The sequence below is a fragment of the Leifsonia sp. T36S-04 genome (genome assembly GCF_042465655.1).
In the GTDB taxonomy this organism is placed as follows: Bacteria; Actinomycetota; Actinomycetes; order Actinomycetales; family Microbacteriaceae; genus Leifsonia.
In genome coordinates, this window is the sequence record NZ_CP146286.1 from 2,912,213 (window position 1) to 2,934,805 (window position 22,593).

At 66.9% G+C, this 22,593-nt stretch carries 19 protein-coding genes; 12 read left to right on the top strand and 7 right to left on the bottom strand.

Annotated features, from left to right (window positions below):
- Positions 1-100 precede the first annotated feature (100 nt).
- A complete protein-coding gene (locus tag P3F85_RS14145) occupies positions 101-3,091 on the bottom strand; it encodes an RICIN domain-containing protein (RefSeq protein WP_374008481.1) in 2,991 nt (996 codons plus the stop codon).
- A 291-nt stretch (positions 3,092-3,382) separates the two neighbouring features.
- On the opposite strand from P3F85_RS14145, the gene P3F85_RS14150 reads away from it, so the two are divergent.
- From P3F85_RS14150 to P3F85_RS14170, 5 genes are read left to right on the top strand one after another with little or no spacing between them, the layout of a single operon-like run.
- Positions 3,383-4,693: an extracellular solute-binding protein gene (locus tag P3F85_RS14150; protein ID WP_374008482.1), complete on the top strand. Its 1,311-nt coding sequence runs from the start codon at positions 3,383-3,385 to the stop codon at positions 4,691-4,693.
- 4 nt (positions 4,694-4,697) lie between these two features.
- Entirely contained in the window at positions 4,698-5,606 is a 909-nt protein-coding gene (locus tag P3F85_RS14155) for a carbohydrate ABC transporter permease (protein ID WP_374008484.1), read from the top strand.
- Positions 5,606-6,496: a carbohydrate ABC transporter permease gene (locus tag P3F85_RS14160; RefSeq protein ID WP_374008485.1), complete on the top strand. Its 891-nt coding sequence runs from the start codon at positions 5,606-5,608 to the stop codon at positions 6,494-6,496. The genes P3F85_RS14155 and P3F85_RS14160 overlap by 1 nt, the downstream gene beginning before the upstream one ends.
- Positions 6,493-7,593 (top strand): LacI family DNA-binding transcriptional regulator, encoded by a 1,101-nt coding sequence (locus P3F85_RS14165; RefSeq protein ID WP_374008487.1) that lies wholly within the window; start codon positions 6,493-6,495, stop codon positions 7,591-7,593. The genes P3F85_RS14160 and P3F85_RS14165 overlap by 4 nt, the downstream gene beginning before the upstream one ends.
- Positions 7,590-9,920 (top strand): beta-glucosidase, encoded by a 2,331-nt coding sequence (locus P3F85_RS14170; RefSeq protein ID WP_374008489.1) that lies wholly within the window; start codon positions 7,590-7,592, stop codon positions 9,918-9,920. The genes P3F85_RS14165 and P3F85_RS14170 overlap by 4 nt, the downstream gene beginning before the upstream one ends.
- 64 nt (positions 9,921-9,984) lie before the next feature.
- Here P3F85_RS14170 and P3F85_RS14175 read toward each other — a convergent pair whose 3' ends face one another.
- On the bottom strand, positions 9,985-11,130 hold the full coding sequence (locus P3F85_RS14175) for an NtaA/DmoA family FMN-dependent monooxygenase (RefSeq protein WP_374008490.1): 1,146 nt from the start codon (positions 11,128-11,130) through the stop codon (positions 9,985-9,987).
- A 71-nt stretch (positions 11,131-11,201) separates the two neighbouring features.
- Here P3F85_RS14175 and P3F85_RS14180 point away from each other — a divergent pair, with 71 nt between their 5' ends.
- On the top strand, positions 11,202-11,585 hold the full coding sequence (locus P3F85_RS14180; RefSeq protein ID WP_374008492.1) for a hypothetical protein: 384 nt from the start codon (positions 11,202-11,204) through the stop codon (positions 11,583-11,585).
- 355 nt (positions 11,586-11,940) lie between these two features.
- Here P3F85_RS14180 and P3F85_RS14185 read toward each other — a convergent pair whose 3' ends face one another.
- The 3 genes from P3F85_RS14185 to P3F85_RS14195 form a co-directional block, all read right to left on the bottom strand.
- Entirely contained in the window at positions 11,941-12,366 is a 426-nt protein-coding gene (locus P3F85_RS14185; RefSeq protein ID WP_374008494.1) for an organic hydroperoxide resistance protein, read from the bottom strand.
- A gap of 91 nt (positions 12,367-12,457) precedes the next feature.
- Positions 12,458-13,330 carry an alpha/beta hydrolase fold domain-containing protein gene (locus P3F85_RS14190; protein ID WP_374008495.1) on the bottom strand — a complete coding sequence of 291 codons (873 nt, stop codon included), beginning with the start codon at positions 13,328-13,330 and terminating at the stop codon, positions 12,458-12,460.
- Positions 13,327-13,941 (bottom strand): TetR/AcrR family transcriptional regulator, encoded by a 615-nt coding sequence (locus P3F85_RS14195; protein WP_374008497.1) that lies wholly within the window; start codon positions 13,939-13,941, stop codon positions 13,327-13,329. Before P3F85_RS14195 ends, P3F85_RS14190 begins: the two co-directional genes overlap by 4 nt.
- An 85-nt stretch (positions 13,942-14,026) precedes the next feature.
- Here P3F85_RS14195 and P3F85_RS14200 point away from each other — a divergent pair, with 85 nt between their 5' ends.
- The 3 genes from P3F85_RS14200 (at position 14,027) to P3F85_RS14210 (ending at position 18,854) form a co-directional block, all read left to right on the top strand.
- Positions 14,027-15,472: an MFS transporter gene (locus P3F85_RS14200; protein ID WP_374008498.1), complete on the top strand. Its 1,446-nt coding sequence runs from the start codon at positions 14,027-14,029 to the stop codon at positions 15,470-15,472.
- A gap of 35 nt (positions 15,473-15,507) precedes the next feature.
- The gene (locus tag P3F85_RS14205) at positions 15,508-17,763 is read left to right on the top strand and encodes a glycoside hydrolase family 3 C-terminal domain-containing protein (RefSeq protein WP_374008499.1); all 2,256 of its coding nucleotides are present in this window, start codon (positions 15,508-15,510) and stop codon (positions 17,761-17,763) included.
- A 62-nt stretch (positions 17,764-17,825) separates the two neighbouring features.
- Positions 17,826-18,854, top strand: coding sequence for an SDR family NAD(P)-dependent oxidoreductase (locus P3F85_RS14210; RefSeq protein WP_374008501.1), 1,029 nt, complete (start codon positions 17,826-17,828; stop codon positions 18,852-18,854).
- Positions 18,855-19,203: 349 nt separating this feature from the next.
- Here the strand turns inward: P3F85_RS14210 and P3F85_RS14215 are convergent, their stop codons facing one another.
- Positions 19,204-19,344, bottom strand: a complete 141-nt coding sequence (locus P3F85_RS14215) for a hypothetical protein (RefSeq protein WP_374008503.1) — start codon at positions 19,342-19,344, stop codon at positions 19,204-19,206.
- Positions 19,345-19,501: 157 nt separating this feature from the next.
- On the opposite strand from P3F85_RS14215, the gene P3F85_RS14220 reads away from it, so the two are divergent.
- The 3 genes from P3F85_RS14220 to P3F85_RS14230 are packed head-to-tail and all read left to right on the top strand — an operon-like array spanning position 19,502 to position 21,688.
- On the top strand, positions 19,502-20,482 hold the full coding sequence (locus tag P3F85_RS14220; RefSeq protein ID WP_374008504.1) for a zinc-binding dehydrogenase: 981 nt from the start codon (positions 19,502-19,504) through the stop codon (positions 20,480-20,482).
- Positions 20,482-20,934: a VOC family protein gene (locus P3F85_RS14225; protein WP_374008505.1), complete on the top strand. Its 453-nt coding sequence runs from the start codon at positions 20,482-20,484 to the stop codon at positions 20,932-20,934. The genes P3F85_RS14220 and P3F85_RS14225 overlap by 1 nt, the downstream gene beginning before the upstream one ends.
- 13 nt (positions 20,935-20,947) lie before the next feature.
- A complete protein-coding gene (locus tag P3F85_RS14230; RefSeq protein ID WP_374008506.1) occupies positions 20,948-21,688 on the top strand; it encodes a GDSL-type esterase/lipase family protein in 741 nt (246 codons plus the stop codon).
- Positions 21,689-21,694: 6 nt separating this feature from the next.
- On the opposite strand, the gene P3F85_RS14235 is transcribed toward P3F85_RS14230, so the two are convergent.
- Positions 21,695-22,516, bottom strand: a complete 822-nt coding sequence (locus P3F85_RS14235; protein WP_374008507.1) for a molybdopterin-dependent oxidoreductase — start codon at positions 22,514-22,516, stop codon at positions 21,695-21,697.
- Between the last annotated feature and the right edge of the window lie 77 nt (positions 22,517-22,593).

Genomic DNA, 22,593 nt, shown 5'->3' on the forward strand with positions numbered 1-22,593 from the left:
GCTTCCGCGTGACAGCCGGCTGAGCAGGTAGCGGCGACCTGCTCAGCCGGCAGCTCGAACAGCTGGCAACCTTGGCCAGCCCACCAGGTGACGCCTCGCGCTACTTCGAGACCGCCCACGCTCCGTTCATCGTGGTGGGAAGCAAGTTGCGCGAGTTCCACTTCGCCACGTAGACCTGGCCGTTGTAGACGGCGCGGTCACCCGCGTTGAAGATGCGGGACGGCGTCCACACGGCGGTGCCGTCGGCCGTCTTCGCGATCTCCTGCCAGGCTCCGGTGGTCGTGCTGCCCGGGACCTCGCCGCGCGCGTACCAGGTGGCCAGGTAGACGGCGCCCTGGTAGACCACCTGGTCGCCGGCGCCGAAGACGCGGGAGGCGGTCCATTGCGTCTGGCCGTCGGTCGTGAGGGCGATCTGCTGCCAGGCTCCGGTGTTGGAGGCGCCCGGAGTCTCGCCCTTGCTGTACCAGAGCGCCGTGTAGACCTGTCCGTTGAAGCTGACGGTGTCGCCTGCGCCGTACACGGCGGTCGGGCTCCACGCGTTGGCGAGCGTCACGGTCACTGTAGTCGGGATGCTCGCGGCGGCGAGCGAGTCGTTCCCCTGGTAGCCGACGGTCAGCGCGTGGGTTCCCCCGGCGAGCCCCGCGGGCAGGGCGATGGTCGCCGAACCACCCGACAGGGTGGCCGAGCCGAGTGCGGTCGCGCCCTCGGTCACCGTCACCGTTCCGGATGCGGCGGCCGCGGGGGAGGCGACCGTCACCGTGAGCTTCACCGCGGTGCCCCAGGTGGTGGTCACCGCGGGGGCGGTGATCGTGGGCGCGGCCTTCGCGACGGAGAACGTGCGGGTGACCGGATCCGCCGCAGTGTGCTGGTCGTCGCCGCTTTGCGCCGCCGTGATCGAGCACGTGCCGACTCCGTTCACGTGGACGGTCGAGCCGGTGACCGTGCACGGGCCGGAGGCGGTCAAGGCGACAGTCAGACCCGAGTCGGACGACGCGGCGACCGCGAAGTCGGCGTCGCCGAGCGTGTGATCGGGAACCGCGTCGAACGCGATGGCCTGCGCCACCTTGTCGGCGATCGTCACGGCGTCCCAGATCAACGGGGAGTCGTCGAACGCGACGGCGATCGAGACGGCGCCGACGCCGAGGGACGCGGGAAGGGCGACCGAGCCCTTCTCGTCCGCGCCGAAGGCGACGACGCCGAGGTCGGTCACCGCGCCGCCGGCCGCGACGGCGTAGGCGTGCCCGGAGACGTTCGCGTGCGATGCGACGCCCGCCGGGTCCGCCGTCGCACCGTCTAGCGCGAGTGTGGATCCGGGGACCGCCGTGCCGACACCGACCAGCGCCGTCGACTGCCGCGCCGCGGTGAGGTCGGCTGCGACCGGCGCCTGCTGGACGAGCTTCCAGTCCTCGGAGAGGTCGCCTGCCGCGACGGCCGCAGCGACCGTGGCCGAGCCGTTGGCCGTCGCACCGCTGACGTACAGCGCGGTGTTCTTCACGGACTGGAGCTTGACGTAGCCGTCGGTCGAGGGGATGAGGTTCCACAGCTTGTCGGTGCCGCCGTCGTCCACCCACTGGGTGAGCTTCGCGCCCGCGACCGCGCTGCCCTGCCAGATGCCGACCGCGCGGCCTCCCGCCTTGTTGAGCAGGGTGACGGTGGAGCCCTTGTGCACGACGTGCCAGCGCTGGGTGTCGTTCGCCGGGTTGTCGGCCCAGGTGATCAGGTCGGGCACGTCGCCGGTGAAGTTGGCGTCCTGCGTCTTGTTCGCGTCGGTGCTGAGGGACTGGCCCGTCTTGCGGTTGACGAGCGTGTAGTACGCGCCGTCGGAGTTGCCGAGGTCGACCTCTCCGAAGTGCACGGGACCGATGCTGCCGTTGCCCCAGGTCGCCTGAAGGATCTCGATGCGGCCGGTGCCCTGCACGTACTGCAGGTCGCGGCTGTAGCCCGCGGCGACGGAAGTCTTGTACTCCTTCCACGCGCCGGTGCTGCTGCCGGATGCGTTCACCCAGACGTCGGAGCTGCCGGCGGCGTTATAGGCGAGGCGTCCGTCGGGCAGGCGGATCAGCACGGGGCTGCCGCCCTGCGCGAGCTTGCCGGAGGTGGTCACCGGGAGGGACGAGATCGGGGTGCCGGCGGCGTTGCCGTCCGCGAAGAAGCGCAGCGGGTCGTCCGCGATCTTGTAGCGGATGTTGTCGCCGCCTCCCCAGTACTCGTAGGTCAGCATCCATTTGCCGTCCGTCGTCGGCACGATGTTCGTCATACCGGGGCGTCCGCCGCCGATCTCGGTCTTTCCGCCGGTGGTGGTGGTCAGGCCGGACACGTCCACGACCGGCTGGCTCCACGCGCCGACGCCGTCCCAGGTCTTGTGCGCGAGGATCTGCCCGCCCGAGTCGGCCGCCGTGGCGTTGGCGGGGTCGATGATCGGGACACCGGTGGTGGCGTCGTAGCCCAGGTAGTCGTTCTCGTCGGAGTAGTAGGCGACCAGCTTGCCCTGGTACATCATCAGGTAGGGCTCCCACACCGGGTCCTGCGCCTGGTTCGGGCCTGTCGCGATGATGCCGGCGACGCTCCAGGTCGCGCCTTGGTCGGTGCTCGAGTAGAGCGCGATCGCGACGTCCTGGCGATTGCCGTTGCCGTTCGGGTTCGGCGCGATGTCGTCACCGGAGACGACATCCGCCAGCAGCAGGGTCCCGGCCTTCAGCGCGCCCAGGTCCTGCGGAAGCGTGTAGAAGTACGGGTTGGTCCAGTTGCTGGTGTACTTCGCGTATGCGGGGTCGCTGCTGAGGTATGCCGGCGCCTTCAGGTCGGTGAGCTTCTGCCAGGAGGTGCCGAAGTCGTCGCTCTTGTAGAGCGGGAGGGTCTGACCGACGACCTGGGACTCGTCGTCCTCGAAACCGGCGACCAGGCGGCCGCTCGGCAGCTGCGTCGACTTCGGGTAGAGCACGCAGGGGCTCTTGTTGCACGAGGCCGTCGCCGTCGCCTGGTAGAGGTTGCTCTGGACCGGTTGGTATGCGCTCGCGCTCGTCGTCCCGATCAGCGAGAGGCCGAGGACGGCCCCGATCGCTGTGGTCGAGGCGAGCGCGTTTCGCAGCATTCGTCGCATCGTTGCGGCTCCTTCGATTGGTGGGGATTTCGCCGCTGGCCAGTCTGGATGCGGCCCGGCCGCTTCACAACGAATGCGAAAACCTTTCGCCGCTGAACGCGGGATCCGCTGGAATGGACCCCTTCGGAACGTTTACCGGCACACTGGTGCGAAAAGTTTTCCAATCGGGCCGATTTGTTTGCGCGCGGTTTCGCGACCGACTTAGCGTCGAGCGACAACCACCGAGCAGGCGGCACACCGCCGCCGAGAACTGCACTCACCCGAAGTGAAAGTGAGCCAACGATGACTCGTAGTACACACCCGCGCCGCCGCCGCGTCCGCGCCGCATCGATCGCCGCGGCGACCGCGACCGCCCTCGTCGCCCTGACCGCCTGTTCGTCGGGCAGCGGGAGCGCCAGCGGCCCCGCCACCCTCTGGGCGCTCACCGGCGACCAGACCGGCGTGGTCGAGCCCGCCGTCAAGGACTGGAACGCCGCGAACCCCGATCAGAAGATCAGCGCGCAGTTCTTCGCGAACGACGCGTACAAGACGAAGATCAAGACCGCCGTGGGCGCCGGATCCGCGCCGACCATCATCTACAGCTGGGCAGGCGGAACCCTGCAGAACTACGTCGACGCGACGAAGGTCGTCGACCTCACGAGCGACACCGCCTCGATCAAGGACAAGTTCAACGAGTCGGTCTGGAACCTCGGCGTCATCGACGGCAAGACCTACGCCGTCCCGATGGACCCCTCGTACCCCGTGCTGCTTTACTTCAACAAGGATGTGCTGGACAAGGCGGGCGTGGACGCCCCCACGACGTGGGACGACCTCCTCGCCGACATTCCGAAGATCAAGGCCGCCGGCGTCCTTCCCTTCGCGCTCGCGGGCGGCAGCAAGTGGCCCGAGCTGATGTGGGAGGAGTACCTGGTCGACCGGGTCGCCGGACCGGGCGCCTTCCAGGCAGTGGTCGACGGCAAGAAGGACGCGTGGAGCGACCCCGGCATCATCAAGGCCAACGAGATGCTCCAGCAGCTGGTCGACGCGGGCGCCTTCGGCGACGACTTCAACTCCGTCGTCGCGGACAGCAACGCGGATGTGGCGCTGCTCTACACGGGCAAGGCCGCCATGCTGCTGCAGGGCGCGTGGGCGTACGGCGCCTTCCAGACCAGCGCGGCCGACTTCACGAAGTCGGGCCTCGGCTACACAAACTTCCCGTCGGTCGACGGCGGCAAGGGCGACCCGGCCAACATCGTGGGCAACGTCTCCGGCTACTTCTCGGTGTCCGCGACGGCCACAGACTCGCAGAAGAAGGATGCGATCGACTTCCTCACCAAGGAGGTCTTCAACGACGCATACACGAAGCGGCTGCTCGACAACGGCCAGGTGCCGCCGATCAAGGGCGTCTCCAGCCTGATCGAGGGCGGGACGGACAGCTTCGTCGGGCAGACGGCGTCGCTCATCGATGCCGCCCCGAACTTCCAGATGTCGTGGGACCAGGCACTGCCCTCCGCCCAGGCGACCGCGCTGCTGACGAACCTGGACAAGCTGTTCAGCAAGCAGAGCACGCCGAAGCAGTTCTCCGACGCGATGAACGAGACGATCGGCAAATAGCTCCATGTCGTCAAGCACCATCACGGCCGGTGGGGCGCGCGTGCGCTCCACCGGCCCGTCCGGCTGGTACATCGTCCCCGCGCTCGCCGTGTTCGTCCTGTTCGCTTTCGTGCCGCTCGTGGTCGCCCTCTGGCTCAGCTTCACCAGCTGGGACGCGATCTCCGCGCCGACGTTCGTGGGAGCCGACAACTGGGTGCAGGCGCTCAGTGCCAACGGCACCTGGCATTCGCTCTGGCTCACCCTCGAGGTCGTCGTCTTCTCGTGGATCATCCAGACGCCCATCAGCTTGCTGCTCGGCGTCTTCGTCGCCGGTCACCAGCGCTACCGCGCCGTGCTCGCCGCGATCTACTTCCTCCCACTGATCCTCTCGTCGGCGGCGATCGGGATCGCGTTCAAGGCGATCCTCGACCCGAACTTCGGGCTCGCCGACTCGCTCGGCATCCCGTGGCTGAAGCAGAACTGGCTCGGGGATCCCACGCTGATCCTCTTCATGGTCGTCTTCGTCATCGCGTGGCAGTTCGTGCCGCTGCACACGTTGCTCTACCAGGGCGGCGCGCGGCAGATCCCGGCCAGCCTCTACGAGGCCGCGCAGATCGACGGGGCGTCGCGCATGCAGCAGTTCTTCTCGATCACGCTGCCGCAGCTGAAGTTCACGATCATCACCTCGTCGACGCTGATGATCACCGGATCGCTCACGTACTTCGACGTGGTGTTCATCCTGACCGGGGGCGTCCCGTCGGATGCGATCAACATCCTCCCGATCAACATGTACGTCACCGGCTTCTCGGCGAGTCAATTCGGCATGGCGAGCGTGCTGGCGATCATCCTCGCGGTGATCGGACTGGTCGTCTCGCTGGTGCTGACGAAGTTCAGCGGGTTCAACCGGATGTCCAGCCAACAGGAAGGCGCATGATGAGCGCACTCACCAGGACCGCTGCGGGCGACGTCCCACGCACCGGGACGGTCGAACCGGCGAAGCGCCGACGGGGACGCAGACCGAACATCGCCGGTGCGGTGGGCGGCTACGTCTGGCTGGCGGTGATCATCCTCCCGATCTACTACATCGTGATCACGAGCATCCGGCCGCAGGACGGGTTCTACTCGTCGAACCAGCTGCTGCCGCCGACCGACCCGACCCTCGACCAGTACGCGCTCGTGCTCCACAGCGACTTCTTCCTCTACCTGGCCAACAGCGTCCTGGTGACGATCGCGAGCGTCGCGGTGACCGTGGCGATCAGCCTGGGCGCGGCCTACGCCATCGTCCGCTCGAACACCCGCTTCACCCGGTTCGGGTTCTCGATCTTCCTGCTCGGGCTGGCCGTCCCGCTGCAGGCGACGATCATCCCGCTGTTCTACATGATGAGCAAGGTGGGCCTGTACGACTCGCTCCTCGCGCTGATCCTGCCTTCGATCGGATTCGCGATCCCGCTCACCGTGCTGGTGCTGAGCAACTTCCTGCGCGACCTGCCCAACGAGCTGTTCGAGTCGATGCGCGTCGACGGCGCCACCAATTGGCGGATGCTGATCTCGCTGGTGGTGCCGCTCTCACGTCCGGCCCTGATCACCGTGATCATCTACGACGCCCTCACGGTCTGGAACGGCTTCCTCTTCCCGCTCGTGCTCACCCAGAGCCCGGACAAGCGGACCCTCCCGCTCTCGCTGTGGACGTTCCAAGGCCAGTTCAGCGTCAACATCCCCGCCACTCTCGCGGCCGTCGTGCTCTCGACCCTCCCGATCTTCGCGCTCTACCTGGTCGGCCGACGCCAGCTGGTGGCGGGCATCACGGCGGGATTCGGCAAATGAGCCCGGTGGAGGCGACGGTCGGCGCCGGGCACCGCACCACGTTGACGGCGGTCGCGCGCGCCGCCGGCGTCTCGATCGGGACGGTCTCCAAGGTCGTCAACGGGCGCACCGGCGTCGGCACCGACACCCGCAAGCGCGTGCAGGAGGCGATCGGCGACCTCGGCTACGTGAGCATCGGCGAACGGCAGCAGAGCTCGCTCAACCGCGGCGAGATCAGCGTCGAGCTGCTACTGGACTCCAAGGACATCGCGAACCCCTACATCTCCACCTTCCTGCAGGGGGTCATGGATGCGGCCGGGACCTTCGACGTCGGGGTGACGCTCCGCAACCTGACCGGTGTGGAGCGCCGCGACCCGGTGCGCTGGGCGCAGAAGCTCGCGCGGGCCGGGCGCAGCGGCGTGATCGAGTTGACCAGCGGCTACTCCGCCCAGCGCGCCAAGGCCCTTCGCGCGGTGGGCCTGCAGATGGTCCTCGTCGACCCCATCGACGTGCCCCGCACCTCCATCCCGAGCATCGGCGCCACCAACTGGCAGGGCGCGTACACGGCGACGCGGCACCTGCTCGAACTCGGGCACGAACGGATCGCGTACATCGGTGGACCGGATGGCGCCGCGTGCGATGTCGCCCGCGCGCATGGCTGGGCGGCGGCGATGGCGGAGTCCGGTCTGACCGTGGACGCCACCGCCGTGCCGCGCGGCGGATACACCTTCGACCACGGCCTCGCCGCGGCGACCGAGATCCTGGCCGCGGCGGACCGCCCGACCGCCGTCTTCGCCGGAAGCGACGTCTCGGCCACCGGAGTGCTCGAGGCGGCCCGCCGGGCCGGGCTCTCCGTGCCGGGCGATCTCAGCGTGGTCGGCTTCGACGACACCCACATCGCCTCCATCTCCACGCCGCCGCTGACGGCCGTGCACCAGCCCATCGCCGACATCGGCCGGACCGCGTTGTCGACCCTGCTGCGCCTCGCGCGCGGCGAGACGCTCGTGACGAAGCGAATCGAGCTCTCGACCGAGCTCGTCGTGCGGTCGTCCACCGCGCGCCCGCCGCGGACGGTCCGTCCGGCCGTCTTCGCCTCCCTCTCGAACGGAACACCATGACCATCGCCGACCAGTCCACCGAGCTGTGGCGCGACCCCGCGCGGTCGCCGCGCGAGCGGGCGGCCGCCCTCCTGAACCTGATGACCCTGCGCGAGAAGCTGCAGCAGCTCGGCAGCACCTGGCCGGACGCCGAGGGTGCCGGCGGAGACGTCGCCCCGATGCAGGACACGCTGCTGAAGGCGGAGCCGTTCGAGCAGGCGGTCCGCGACGGCCTCGGCCAGATCACCCGCCCGTTCGGCACCGCGCCCATCACCGTGCGCGACGGCAGGCGCAAGCTGGTCGACCTCCAGACCCAGGTCGTCGCCGCCAACCGGTTCGGCATCCCGGCGATCGTGCACGAGGAGTGTCTGACCGGGTTCACGGCGTGGTCGGCGACCGTCTACCCGACACCGCTCGCCTGGGCGGCCACGAATGATCCAGACCTCGTGGAGGAAATGGCGGCCGCCATCGGAGAGGACATGCGCGCCCTCGGCATCCACCAAGGCCTCTCCCCGGTGCTCGACGTGGTCCGCGACTACCGCTGGGGCCGCGTGGAGGAGACTCTCGGCGAAGACCCGAACCTGGTCGGCGAGCTCGCCACAGCGTACGTCACCGGGCTCCAGTCGACGGGACTGATCGCCACCCTCAAGCATTTCGCCGGCTACAGCGCGTCGCGCGGTGCCCGCAACCACGCGCCGGTCTCGATGGGCCCGCGCGAGTTCGCCGACGTCGTGCTGCCGCCGTTCGCACGCGCCGTGATCGACGGTGGTGCACGGTCAGTGATGAACTCGTACGCCGATATCGATGGGCTCCCGCCCGCGGCGGACCGCCGGCTGCTCACGGATCTGCTCCGCGGCGAGTGGGGATTCGAGGGGACGGTCGTCTCGGACTACTGGGCGGTGCCGTTCCTGCAGTCCACCCATCGCGTTGCCGCGTCGCTCACCGAGGCGGGTATCCAGTCACTCACGGCCGGGATGGACGTCGAGCTGCCGCACACCCTCGGCTTCGGCGACGACCTGCTGGCGGCCGTGGCCGACGGACGCCTCGATGCGTCGGCGATCGACGAGGCCGCCGGCCGGGTGCTTCGCCACAAGGCAGAACTCGGGCTGCTCGACACCGACTGGACGCCGACGACGGACGGCCTCGAGGATCACGACCTCGACTCGCCGCGCAACCGCTCCATCGCCAGGCGCCTGGCGGAGGAGTCGGTGATCCTGCTCCAGAACGATCGGGGCGTGCTCCCGCTCGCATCCCCACCCACGATCGCGGTGATCGGGCCCGGCGCCGACGACACCGGGTGCCTCTTCGGCTGCTACTCGTTCCCCAACCACGTCGTCTCCGGTCATCCCGACGTCGGCATCGGGATCGTCGCGCCGACGATCCTCGACGGGATCCGGGTGGAGTTCCCCGACAGCGACATCCGCTACGAGCAGGGAACGTCGATCTCCGGATCGGACCTCACCGGGATCCCCGCCGCCGAGGCCGCCGCCGCAGCTGCGGACGTGACTATCCTGGTCGTCGGCGACCGCTCCGGGATGTTCGGCCACGGCACCTCGGGCGAGGGCTGCGACGTGACCACGCTCGAGCTCCCCGGCGTGCAGCGGCAGCTGGTCGACGCCGTCCTCGACGCCGGCCGCACCGTCGTGCTGCTTGTCGTATCCGGCCGTCCCTATGCGATCGGCGACGCGGCGCACCGCGCGGCGGCCGCCGCGCAGGTGTTCTTCCCCGGGGAGGAGGGCGCCTCCGCGATCGCGGGGGTGCTCTCGGGCCGGGTGGAGCCCTCCGGGCGTCTTCCCGTGCAGATTCCGGGAGCGGCGGCGTCTCAGCCGGGTACCTACCTGGCAGCGCCGCTCGCTCTCCGCAGCGACGGCGTGAGCAACATCGACCCGACTCCGGCCTACCCCTTCGGGCACGGGCTGTCGTACTCCGCGCTCGCGATCGAGAGCACCGTCGCCGACCGCGCCACGGTCGGGACCGGCGGCGAGGTCCGCATCACGGCGACCATCGCCAACGTCGGCGACCGCGCAGCCTGGCACGTTCCGCAGCTGTATGTGAGCGATCCCGTCGCCTCGGTGACGCGTCCGGTGCGCGCCCGGCTGGCCGCGCGGCGCGTCCACCTCGAACCTGGGCAACGCGCCCGAGTGACTTTCACCGTCCACACCGACCTGATCGGCTACACGGGAGCAGACCTGAGGCACCGGGTGGAAGCCGGCGAGCTGATCTTCACCGTCGCACAAAACGGGGCCGATCCCGGCGCGGCCGTCACGGTTGTGGTCACGGGCGAGACCCGGCTCACGACCGCGGCGCGGAATCGCACAGTACCGGTCGAAGTGACGCGGACGGCGTGACAAGGACACTAGCTGCATAGCCTCCGGCCCTCACATCACAAGCCCTGCCAAGACCAGCATGTGGCTAGCGCCCCTCTCTGTCCACCAGTCTTCCAACAGGGGCATTGTTCGAGCGACTACCAGCGGTATGCCGAGGCCGGATGACTCGCATGGATGCGCGCATCGCCTCCGCCGAAGCTGTCGCGAAGGGTTCCTGCCGGTGCGTCATCGCGATAGATTCCCCGTTCCACGAGTCGCGGAACGATGTGTTCGGCGAAGTCTTCGAGCGAGCCGGGCGAGACGAAGCTGCGAAGCACGAGCCCGTCGACCCCCGATGCCCCGCGTAGGCCTCGATGAGGTCCGCGACCTGGTCGGGCGTGCCGATGAACACATTCGGGCTGTCCGCGCCGAGAGTGCGCAGCGAAGCTCTGATCTCACCTGCGGTTGGGGCTGCGCCCGGTACGTCATGCTGGACGCGACTGCCGTCGCTCGGGCCGATGCGTTCATCGTCGGCGTACTTCGAGAGGTCGATGCCCGACCAGCCGGCGTACTCGGCAATTCGTGACTCGAACCCTCGTTCGTGGAAATGCTGGAGCCGATCGAACTTTTCCTGCACAGCGATGGCTGTCGGCGCCGTAACGACGGAGAATGCGCCAAGGAAGCTGATAGAGGACGGGTCGCGCCCAAGATCTGCGGCCTGATCGCGCACATCATCGATGCCGGCCTTCATCACCGCGGCGGGCTGGCTGCCAGCGAAGAGCACCTCGGAGTTGCGCGCAGCGAACTGCTTCCCTCTGGCGGACCAGCCGGCCTGGAAGATCATCGGTGTCCGCTGCGGTGACGGCGGCGAGAGGTGTGGTCCCTTGACCCGGAATTGCTCGCCGATGTGGTCGATCGTGCGTACCCGGTCAGCGTGCGCGAAGGTCCCCGACGCACGATCTCCCACAAAGGACCCGTCGCCCCAGCTGCCCTCCCACAGTTTGAAGGACACCTCAAGGAACTCGTCCGCGCGGTCGTATCGCGCGTCGTGGTCTAGCATGCCGTCCAGCCCGAAGTTCGCGGCGGCATTCGGCAAGTACGAGGTGACGACGTTCCAACCAAGTCGCCCGTCGGATAGATGATCAAGAGTGCTGAATCGTCGTGCCAGGGCGAAAGGATGCTCATACGTCGTCGATGCAGTGAGCACCACACCGAGGTGACGGGTCGCCGCGAGGATGGCCGGCGCGATCACGAACGGATCGTGAGCTGGTAGCTCCTTGCCCGACTCGATCGAAACCTTCGCCGATCCTTCGTAGGTTCCCCGTGCAGCTCGACGCCGACATGGGCGGAACCTTCGTACTCCAGATCGACCTCGGCCGGCGCGGGGGAGTGGACGACCCGCACGACACCGCAGGAATCGACCCCGACGACCCCCGCTGGTGGGTGGACATCGAAGGAGGAGAACGCACCTTCATCTCCGACCTCGGACTCGACGCGAACCCGCAGGCGGTCGCCGACTGGATCGCCACCACCGCGCACCAGCAGCAGTGCCCCGCCGCCGTCGACCCAGGTATGCGCCGCCGCAACGCGATCGTCGCCGCATCCCACACCACGCACACCAACCAGACTCCGACTGCGGCCGCACCTGCCGCGAGCACGCCGCCCCCTCGAGCGGGATATGTTCGTCGGCTTTTGGGAGGTCGGTGAGCTTGATGCCGACGCGCGCGTAGCGGACGCCGTCCCTGAGCTGTGGGAGGAGCGCGTGTGCGGCTTTCGTGAGTTGGACAGAGTCGGCGGCAAGGGAGGGTAGTCTCGCGACGATCTGGGGCTGTAGGGATCGTTTAGACGCCGTCGCTCCTGTCAGGTGAGTTCCCCGTAAGCAGAGATCCTGGCAAGCGTAGTGAGGAGGTTCGCGACCTGCCCGTGCCGGCCCAAGCGTGTCGCCGCCCGTTGTGACAGAACAACCGTGGGACACCCTCGCAGACAGCACTCCGAGCGGCTACGCCGTAGCCTTCGGATCCTGACCATGCAGCCCTGATTCGGCGGCGGCCGGCGTGATCGCCTACTCGTCGACGACGTCGACGGTGACCTCGATGTTGCCGCGAACCGCTTTCGAGTACGGACACGCGGCGTGAGCGATGCGGGCGATCTCTTCTGCTTCGGCAAGGGTTTGGCCAGGGATCACGACTTCCAAGTGCACGGACAGGTCGACTCCTCCGGCACCATCCGGGGTGAGGTCGACGCGGGCGCCCACGGATGAACCCGTTACATCGAGCTTCTGCATGCGCGCGGCGCCAAGGATGGCGGAGTGGAAGCAGGCGGCGTATCCCGCGGCGAACAGCTGCTCCGGGTTGTACCCGGTTCCCGGGCCGCCCAAGGCTTGGGGTGCCCGCATGTCGAAATCGACTACTCCGTCGGTCGTTCGTACATGGCCGTCTCGGCCTCCGCCGGTGGAGAGGGCTTCGACGGTGTAGATGGGCTCGGGCATGAGACTCTTTCGTGGTACTTAAGTACGGGTCTTTGTGGTGATCAGCGTCGGCGCCTCTGGAACCGGGGGTCTTTGGTGAGGGCAGCGTTCTTTAGATCTTGCGGTCGGCGGCGTCCAGCCAAACGGTGATGCGTTGAATTGCCTCGTGAAATTCCGGTTGTCGAGGGCGGTCGAGGAAACCGTGCCAGGATCCTTCGATAACTGAGCTGTCCACGGCGACGTCGGCTGCCGTGAGCTCTTCAGCGAAAAGCTCTCCGGACGCGCGAAGCGTGTCATGGTCGGCGTCGATCATCAGCGTCGCCGGCAGGCCGTGGAGATCGTGGCCTCCGGGGAACGCATGTGGATCTTGGAGAGCCGGGACGGTGCCGGCGTAGTTCCGGTTCATCTTGGCGGTTCGGCCCGGCGTGAACTGAACGAGGCTTCGTAGACCGTTGGTTCGTGATCGCAGTTCGGTCGATCGCGGCGGCAGCGCCGCGTGAAAAGTTCCGTAGGCCAAAACCAGCCCGGCGGGGGGTTCCAGCCCGGTGTCGCGCATCCGCAGTGCGGCGGCGGCGGATAGGCATGCGCCGGCACTTGCGCCGCCTAAGAACGCGTGCCCGTCGCGGGAGGCTGCTTGTACGAGCGTGAACGCTTCGAGGACGTCATCGAGGGGGAGCGGAAACCGAATTCCGGGCAGCGGTCCTCGGAGTGGGCGGAGGACGTTCCACATCTTCACCAGCCGGTAGTCGACGGTGTAGACGGTGCGTCCGGTTTTTGCGAGTGCGCACGCGACGGCGTGCGATTCGAGCTGGTTGAGTCCTCCGCTGACGAACGCGCCCCCGTGCACCCACAGCAGCGGGTGACCCGATGGGGGAAGGTCCGACTGGTACCGGCGCAGCGGAACGGGCGTCTCAGAACTCGCCGAAGTCAGATCGGTGACGTCCAGCCCGCGAGCCAATTCGTCGCGGTACTGCTGCGCTTTCATTCGGAGCGCATTTCGGGGCTCCCCAGCACTCGCTCCGAGAATGCCTGCCACAGCGACCACATGTCGAGTGAGGGGTCGCGCAGCCAGGTCAGCTGAAGACCATCCATGTAGGAGAGCACCTCGAGAGCGGTTTGCTCGCCTGGGTGTCCTTCGTCTTCTAGCAGTGGTGCGAGCGTGGCGATGCTTCGGCGTAGCCGCTCGGCGAACCAGTCGTGTGCGGGGTGTGCGGGGTCGAGCGCCTCGGTGGAGAGCACCGTGAACAGGCGGGTGAATTCGGGCTCGGCGATGTTGCGCCGGACCACGTTGTTGAGGATGTCGTGCACGTCGGTGTCGGGCAGGTGTTGGAGCGCAGCGGTCAACGTCTCGGAGAGAGTTTGATCTCTGGCGCTGAGGATGTCGACAAGCAGCTGCTCCTTGGAAACGACGTGATGCAGGACGCCTGCTCGAGTCATTCCGGCCTCTTCGGCCAACGCGAGGATCGAGAACCGGTTGTACCCGACCCTCGCGATAAGCGATGTGGCGAGTTCGACCAGCTGGCCGCGGCGAGCGTCGGCGGTTAGTCGGGTTCGTGGCGAGGACCTCACCCGCTCCAGTGTGCCAGCGACTTGCATCTGTCTTCTTGCCTCCATACACTCACACTACCTACAGTGGTGTAGATAAGAAAGACTCAGACATCAGCGACGATGAAGGAACCCGATGACGTTCAACATCCCCGACCCTGAACCACCCATTACGCAGCCTGTTGCGGGGGTCGAACCCGCACCTCGAACGTCACCCATCTACGTCGATAAGCGTCCGTTGCGCCGATACATCCTCTGGTTCACGGTCGCGACCGCCGCCTTCACCACCATCTGGGGTTCGACCACCGGGATCCTGCTCCCTAACCACATCCAGATGATCGAGTTCGGCAACTGGTTTGTGGGAGCTGATGCCGGAACCAACTTGCAGCAGCTGACGCAGCTGAAAGCGTCCGTCGATGCGGGCACGGTCGTCCCGTCCGCTGATCAGCAGCGTCTGCTGGGCATTCTGGGTCAGTTCGAGGCGTCGCGCGCCGCCGCCCTCGGATTCGTCATCTCGCTTTCGACCATTGCGACGATGTTGATTCAGCCGCTGGTGGGCGTGTTCTCGGACCGCACCCGTTCCCGGCTGGGCCGCCGCGCCCCGTGGATGCTGTACGGCGCGATCATTGGCGCTGTGGCCCTCGTCGGGCTCCGGTTTTCTCCCACCATCACCCTGGTCGCCGTCTTCTGGATGATCGCGCAAGCAGTTCTCAATGGTGCGCTGACTCCGATGACCGCCACGGTCGCCGATCGGATCGCGGAGAACAAACGCGGCACCGTCTCATCGATGGCAGGCCTGGGCAACATCATCGGCGGCATCGTCGGCGCCATCCTCGCTGGCGCGCTGTTCAGCACGCTCGGACTGAACATCTACATCCTCTGGGGGATTCTGGTCGTCCTCGCGGTGATCATGTTCGTGTGGCGCAACCCGGACAAATCCACCAAAGAGATGAAGATCCCCCCGTTTAAATGGGGCGCGTTCTTCCGCGGGTTCGTCGTGCCTCTCCGTGCCGCGGACTTCCGGTGGGTGTGGATCGCGCGCGTGCTCCTGGTCTTCGGGTACACCGTGTCCTCCGCGCTGTCGCTGTACATGTTGCAGAGCTACGTGCAACCCGGCCTCAGCGCTGAGGAGGCAACATCGATCGCGCCGCTGTTCGCAATCGCCGGACTGCCGTTCACCGTCATCGCCGTGATCTTTGCCGGCCGGATCTCCGACAGAGTCGGCCGCCGCAAACCCTTCATCATTGTCGCGTCCCTGCTGATGGCCGTGTCCATGGCGGTCCCGCTCATCTCCCCGACCGTCCCAGCCCTCTTCATTCAGGGCGTGCTCGGGGCGCTGGCGTTCGGCATCTTCCTCCCCGTCGACCAGGCGCTGTTCATCGACGTGCTGCCCGACCAAGAAGCCGCCGGCCGTGATCTGGGCATCGCCGCCGTCGCCACCAATCTCGGGCAGGCCCTGGGCCCGGTGCTCGCCGCGCAGGTTGTGGTCCTCACCGGCGGATACCAGATGGTGTGGGCATCGGCCCTGATCCTGGTCCTGGTCGCCGCGTTCGCGATCATCCCCGTCAAGGGCGCCCGATGAGTCCTGTCCCTCCCACACACGAACGGAACACCCCGGTGAGCACATCTCCCATCGATAACCTCTCCATCGAAGAGAAGGCCGGCCTCGGCAGCGGCGGCTCATTCTGGCGGACGCGCGAGGCCGGAACAGTGACCTCGTTCATGCTCACAGACGGACCGCACGGTCTTCGCAAGCAGGGCGGATCTGCCGACCACCTAGGCCTTGCTGAAAGCATCCCGGCGACGTGCTTCCCTCCCGCCGTCGCCATGGCACAGTCCTGGAACCCTGACCTGGTGACCCGAGTCGCCCAAGCTCTCGGAACGGAATGCCAAGCCGAACAAGTCGGCGTTCTGCTTGGCCCCGGCATCAACATCAAGCGCGACCCGCGCGGCGGCCGCAACTTCGAGTACTACTCCGAAGACCCGCACCTCAGCGGCGCGCTCGGCACCGCATGGGTAGCAGGGATCCAGAGTCAGGGCGTCGGGGCCTCGGTGAAGCACTTCGCCGCCAACAACGCCGAGACGGACCGGTTGCGTTCCAGCTCCGACGTCGACGAGCGCACCCTGCGAGAGATCTACCTGCGCGCATTCCAGCGGGTGGTGCAGCACGCCCAGCCGTGGACGGTCATGTCCTCCTACAACAAGATCAACGGGGTCTACACCTCGCAGGATCCGTGGCTGCTGACCGATGTGTTGCGCACCGAGTGGGGATTCAGCGGGGCAGTCGTCAGCGACTGGGGCGGTGTGGAGGACCGGGTCGCTGCTGTCGCGGCTGGGCTTGACCTGCAGATGCCCGGCGACGGTGGCCGCGAAGATGCCAAAGTTGTGGAGGCCGTGGCGCGCGGTGACCTCGACATCGCCGCAGTGGATCGGGCGGCAGGCAACGTCGCTGCCCTCGCGGCGAAGATCGATGCGGCCCGCCAGCCCATCGACGCATTCGATGTCGATGCACACCACCAGCTGGCTCGAGAAGCGGCGGCCCAGGCGATCGTGCTGCTCAAGAACGAAGCCGCGACCCTGCCGATCGCCGCGACCGACTCGATCGCGATCATCGGGGCGTTCGCGACCACACCCCGCTACCAGGGCGGGGGGAGCTCACACGTCAATCCCACGAAGGTCGATGTCCCGCTGAACGAGATCCGCGGTCACACGGACGCGGACGTTGTCTTTGCCCACGGCTTCACGGTCGACGGCAGCGGAGATGACGAGGCACTGCGGGAGGAAGCGGTCACTGCGGCGTCGAACGCGGATGTCGCGATCCTGTTCCTCGGACTCGACGACGCTCAGGAATCCGAAGGTTTCGACCGGGAGCACATCGAACTGCCGACCGAGCAGCTCACGCTCGCCCGCGCCGTGGCCGCCGCGCAGCCCCGCACGATCGCGGTCCTTGCGCACGGTGGCGTGGTGCGGCTCAACGAACTGGCTGACATCGTGCCGGCGATCCTGGACGGGGCACTGTTGGGTCAAGGACTCGGAGCGGCCATTGCGGACGTGCTCTTCGGGGTCGTTAACCCGTCGGGCAAAATCGCCGAGACCGTGCCGGTTCGTCTTGCCGACGTTCCGGCGTACCTGAACTTCCCCGGGTCCAACTCCCACGTCCTGTACGGGGAGGGCATCTTCGTCGGATACCGGTGGTACGACGCCCGCGACCTGGACGTCACCTTCCCGTTCGGGCACGGCCTCTCCTACACCCGATTCGCCTACTCAAACCTCACCGTCACCGCCGGCGACGAAGGAATCGAGGCGTCGGTCACGGTCACCAACAGCGGCGACCGTGCCGGCCGCGAAATCGTTCAGTTCTATATCGGGCTTGCCGGATCAAACACCACCCGTCCCGCCCGCGAACTCAAAGGGTTCGGGTCGGTCACCCTGGAGCCCGGCAGCAGCGACACGGTCTCGGTCACGATCAGCCGCGACGATCTGGCCTATTGGGAGACCCGCACCGGCGCATGGGCGGTCGAACCGGGCACATATAGCGTGTCAGCGGCTGCCTCCAGCCGTGACATCCGTCTCACGGAGACCGTCGAGGTCGCAGGCGACCAGATCCAGCTCCCCGTCTCGGGTAGCTCCACCATCGGCGAGCTGATGAGCAACCCCGCCACCGCGGACAAGATCATGCCGCTGCTGATGGGCATGGTAGAAGCCTCCGGCGCCAACGCGGTCGAGGAAAACCTCGGCATGGACATGATGAAAATGGTCGGCTCCATCCCCCTCAGCCGACTCATGAAGATGGGCGAGAGCAACGGACCCGACATCCCACTGGACGCACTGTTCGCCGACAACCGCCCGGACGAGACCGTCGCAGCCGACTGAACAGTCCAGCAACCACACCGACAGAACCGGCGCGCACGCGTACCGGTGAGGGAGACACCCCCATGGCAAAAGACAAGCCGCTGACCGCGAAAAGCTCGGTCGGCACCTGGCTGAAGCATCCGGTCGGCGGACCGCTCATCCGTGAGCTGCTGACCACCGCCGGCGTCGATGAGCGCGTTCTCGCCCCCGTGAAACTGCTGCCCCTGCAGCAGCTGGTCACGATGAGCAAGGGCGAGATGCCCCAGTCATTGGTCGACGACCTGGTCCAGAAGGCGAACGGTGGTGATATCCCCGAACCCGATCACGCAGAAGATGACACCGATGCGTTCTGGGAGGAAGTCATCACGCCCGGCCGGTTCCGGGGCCGGACCATCGTGGTGACGGGGGCGGCGTCCGGTATCGGCCGCGCCACCGCCGCACGTCTGGCACGAGAAGGCGCAACAGTTGTCGCCGTCGACATCTCCGTCGACGCCCTTCACCAATTCGCAGCGTCGCTTCCCGACGCGAACATCGTCACCGTTGCCGGGGACATCACCAAGCAGGATGACATCGACCGGATCGTCGCCGAAGCCGGGGACCGCATCGACGGTCTGGCGAACATCGCCGGCATCAACGACGATTTCTCACCTGCACACGAGACAACCGATGCGATGTGGGACCGAGTGATCGGCATCAACCTCACCGGTGGATTCAAACTCACCCGCGCTGTCCTGCCGGTGATGATGGCGGCCGGTCGAGGGTCCGTCGTGAACGTCGCCTCGGAGGCAGGTATTCGCGGGAACGCATCCGGCACCGCGTACACCGTGTCCAAGCACGGGGTGGTGGGGCTCACTCGGAGCGCTGCGTTCATGTACGGCCCGCACGGGATCCGGGTTAACGCCGTCGCGCCCGGCGGTGTCGCCACCGGCATCCCCATGCCGGCCACGGTGTCTCAGGTCGGAAGCGAACGGCTCCACCCGTTTCAAATGGCGATCCCGACCCTGGCCACAGCAGAACAGCTCGCCGCGTCCATCACCTTCCTGCTCAGCGACGATGGTGTGAACATCAACGGCGCGATCCTGCCCTCCGACGGTGGCTGGTCGGTGCAGTGAACCCGTCACACCATCTATCCAGAACCTCACGACGGGCTCGTTCAACCGCATGAGCAGGATGCGGCGCGCCGAACGGTTGCGAGCAATCGGCTCGCAGACCCTTGGCGCGCCCATCCTGCTCGACGGGGACGCTACCGAGCTGCTTGGGGCGCTTCGCGATGGCGCACAACAAGCGGGGATCCGCTACACCGACAGCCGAGCAACAGCCGGTCGCGCGCGCTTGGCGGTCCTTGCGATCTGCAGCGATGGGCAGGAATCCGCACTTGTGAAGGCGTTGCGGTTCTACCAGGGCGTGCGGGTTCTCCTCACTGAGGACGCCGTTCGTGTCGCGGTCATCCAACGGACCAGGTCACAGCTCGTCCCGCCCAGACTGCGACGTCTTCTCACGAATGAGGTTCTTCACCAAGTAGGAGCGGCCTTCCTGCCCGGCGATGACAGAACGCTCGCGCAGCAGGTGGGCTCCACCGTCCTGGACGCGGCTGGACTGCATGTCCTCCGGCTTGGTTGAGATGCCACGTCTCGCCACCCTGAATCCCCCGAGGAGCTCCTATGTTGCCGACGCTGCAGCATCCCACCAGTCCCGCACACCCGTAGCAACTAACACTTCGACCGCACCATTCGGCATCCGTGCCAGAAAGTAGGAACCCATGTCCAACCAGGGATGGCTGTTCACCGGCGCACACGAACCTCTCGTGCTGTCCGATGTTCCGGCACCGACCGCCGCGCAGGGCGAAGTGGTGCTTGACGTCGCGGCTGCAGGGCTGTGCCACTCAGATATTGGCATCATCGAAGGCCCGGGAGCGGCCTGGATCACCAACTTGCCCATCGTCCTCGGTCACGAGGTCGCCGGCACCATCCGTGAGATCGGTCCCGGTGTGGAGGGTTTCGCCCCGGGCGACCGGGTCGCGATCGGCCTGCTCGCTCACGGCGATGACAAGAAGACCGGCTGGGACGCGCCCGGGCTGTCCCGGAACGGCGGGTACGAGCAGCTCGCGATCGCGCAGGCCAGCGAACTCGTGGTCATTCCCGACAACGTCAGCTTCGCGCAGGCTGCCGCGGCCACCGATTCCGTCACCACCGCCTACCACGCGGTCGTCGCCGAGGGAGGGGTGCGTGCCGGCACTGTCGTTGGCGTCATTGGGATGGGGGGCCTCGGCATGAACGCTGTGCAGATCGCTGACGCGATCGGCGCCGAGGTCCACGGCGTGGACACCAGCGAGGGCGCACGCGACCGTGCCCGCGAGTTCGGTATCGCCTCGGTGCACGCCGACGCCGGTGAACTCGCGCAGTACCAGCCCGAGATCATCTTCGACTTCGCCGGGTTCGGCACGACCACCGCCGCCGCGATCGAAGCCGTTCGCACTGGCGGGCGGGTGGTCCTGGTGGGACTGGGGGCGATTGAGGCCACCATCTCCACGAACCTGCTCGTCACTAAGCAGGTCACTTTGATCGGATCCTCCGGTGGCAGCAAGGACGACCTCAAGACGGTCCTCTCGATGATCTCCGACGGCACCATTACGAACATCGTCGAAGAGATCCCCTTCAACACCCTCCCCGAAGGCATTCGTCGCCTCAGCGCCGGTGAAGTCGTCGGCCGCCTCGTCCTGGATGTAGCGGGAGCAAACTGATGCGCATCAACCACGTCTGCATCATGGTCAGCGACCTGGACCGTTCTTTCGCGTTCTACCGCGACCTGCTCGGCTTCACCAACGTCATGTATGACGTCAGCGAACCAGGCACTCTGTTCCAGGGCGACACCCTCGATGACATCCTCGGGCACACGGGGGCGGCGACGCGCATCATTATGGTCGCATCCGACGACGGAACCCTCCTCGAGCTGCAGCAGGCATCCACACCCGTGACCGCCAGGACACCGGACGAATATCTGCGCTACGGCGGAACCGGCATCACCGAGCTCGCCTTCGACGTCGACGACATCGACACCTTCTTCGACAAGGTGGTGTCCTTCGGGTATGGCGTGCAGACCGACTACGTCTGGTCTCCAGACCCGCGAGTGAAATCGTTCCTGTTCTATGACCCGGACGGGGCGCTCATCCAAGCCGTCGGTCTCACCGTCTGAGTATCCCGTCACCATGTTCGCGCACCCCACGCACTCCCACCGCCCGCGCCGACAGTGGCGGCTTCGCACCAAGATCCTCATCGCGATCGGTGCCACCCTCGTCGCAGTCGTCGCCGCGGGCGGGATTTGGTATTACTTCGTCTTCGAGCCTCCCGCCCCCACCGTCGCGAGCGGGAAAAAGCACATTGCCGCTGTCGGTGACAGCAACACGTACGGCGCCGGTGTTCTCTTCGCCAGTCGCACTCAGAACTCCTACCCGGATCAGCTGCAGAAACTGCTCGGGCAGGACTATCAGGTCCTGAATTACGGGTTGAACGGGCGGACTCTGCTTTCGTCGGGCGACACGCCCTACGACAAGAACAAGTTCTGGTCGCTTTCTCACGATGTCCCGCCGGACGTCGTGCTGATCATGCTGGGAACGAACGATACCAAGCCGCAGAACTGGAATGCGGAGGCATACGAGCAACAGCTCGCCGACATGGTCGCCAGTTACACGGGGCTATCAAACCATCCCGATGTGTACCTCCTCACGCCCCCGGCCGCCTGGGCGAATACCTTCGGCATCGACCCCGACATCGTCGAGAACGGAGTCGTTCCCATCGTGGAACGAGTCGCGGCTCAACAAAACGTCCCTGTCATCGATATCTTCGCTGCGACCCAGGGTGAGCAGCAGCTGTTCAAGGATGGGGTGCACCCGGATGCAGCCGGGTACGGCATCATCGCCCGAACCGTCGCTGACGCGCTCACGCAGTAATTCTCGTTACGGCCACCGGGGGACGCAGGGCACGGCTCTGCGTCCCCCGGAGTGGGCGTCGAACCAGATCAGTCCCAGGTCAGGGTCGTCGAGTCCGGCGAGCACTCCGAGCGTTGTGTGGCAATTGCCCGCGGACGAGAGCGGGAATCGGCCCTCGGCCTTCGCTGCGCGCACGGCTTCAGCCAGGCGTCGTGCCTGGACGAGCTGGCGGATCATCTGATCACCCGCGCCGCCGCCGCGCTGAAGGAGACGTTCGGTGCGGATGGCCAGCCCGGCTGCTACGAGGATATCGACGAGTGCGGTGCCATGTTCCTGTGGGGACATAACCTCGCCGCGACGCAGACCGTCACCTGGGCGCGCGTGCTCGACCGGCTCGCCGTAGAAGCCGTGACTGAGCGGGCCGACCTCATCCAGAAGCCGCCTGCTGCGCTGGACGATCGCATCCATCGCCTCATCCCAGGTCGCCTGCACCAGCTCGCCGTCGCGGCGCACGAGCGGATGCGTCAAGCGGTCGCGCCCGCGCATCCCCTCCCAGCTGGCATAAAGGCCCTTCGGTCCCAGCCGCCCGTGATTGATGGGGTCGTCGGCCCGGCCGCGAATGCCCACCATCCGGCCGTCCTTGACCGCGATATCGCAGCCGCAACCGTTGCTGCACAGCACGCACGCGCTACGCACCCACGTATCGACGTCCGCTTCGGTCAGTCCGTCCTCGAGGGCCTGGTCGACGCGGTCGGGCCACCGGCCGCCGCGCGCGAAGGGGGTGCGGGCACCCCACACGTCCTGAATGCGCGAGGGATCCCCCGCGGACGGCACCGTACGCTGATCCATACCGAGAGGATGCGCCACCGGAGCGGTTCCCTCAACCCCTTGCGCTTGCGCAACGAGGGGCGGAGGCTTCGTATCGA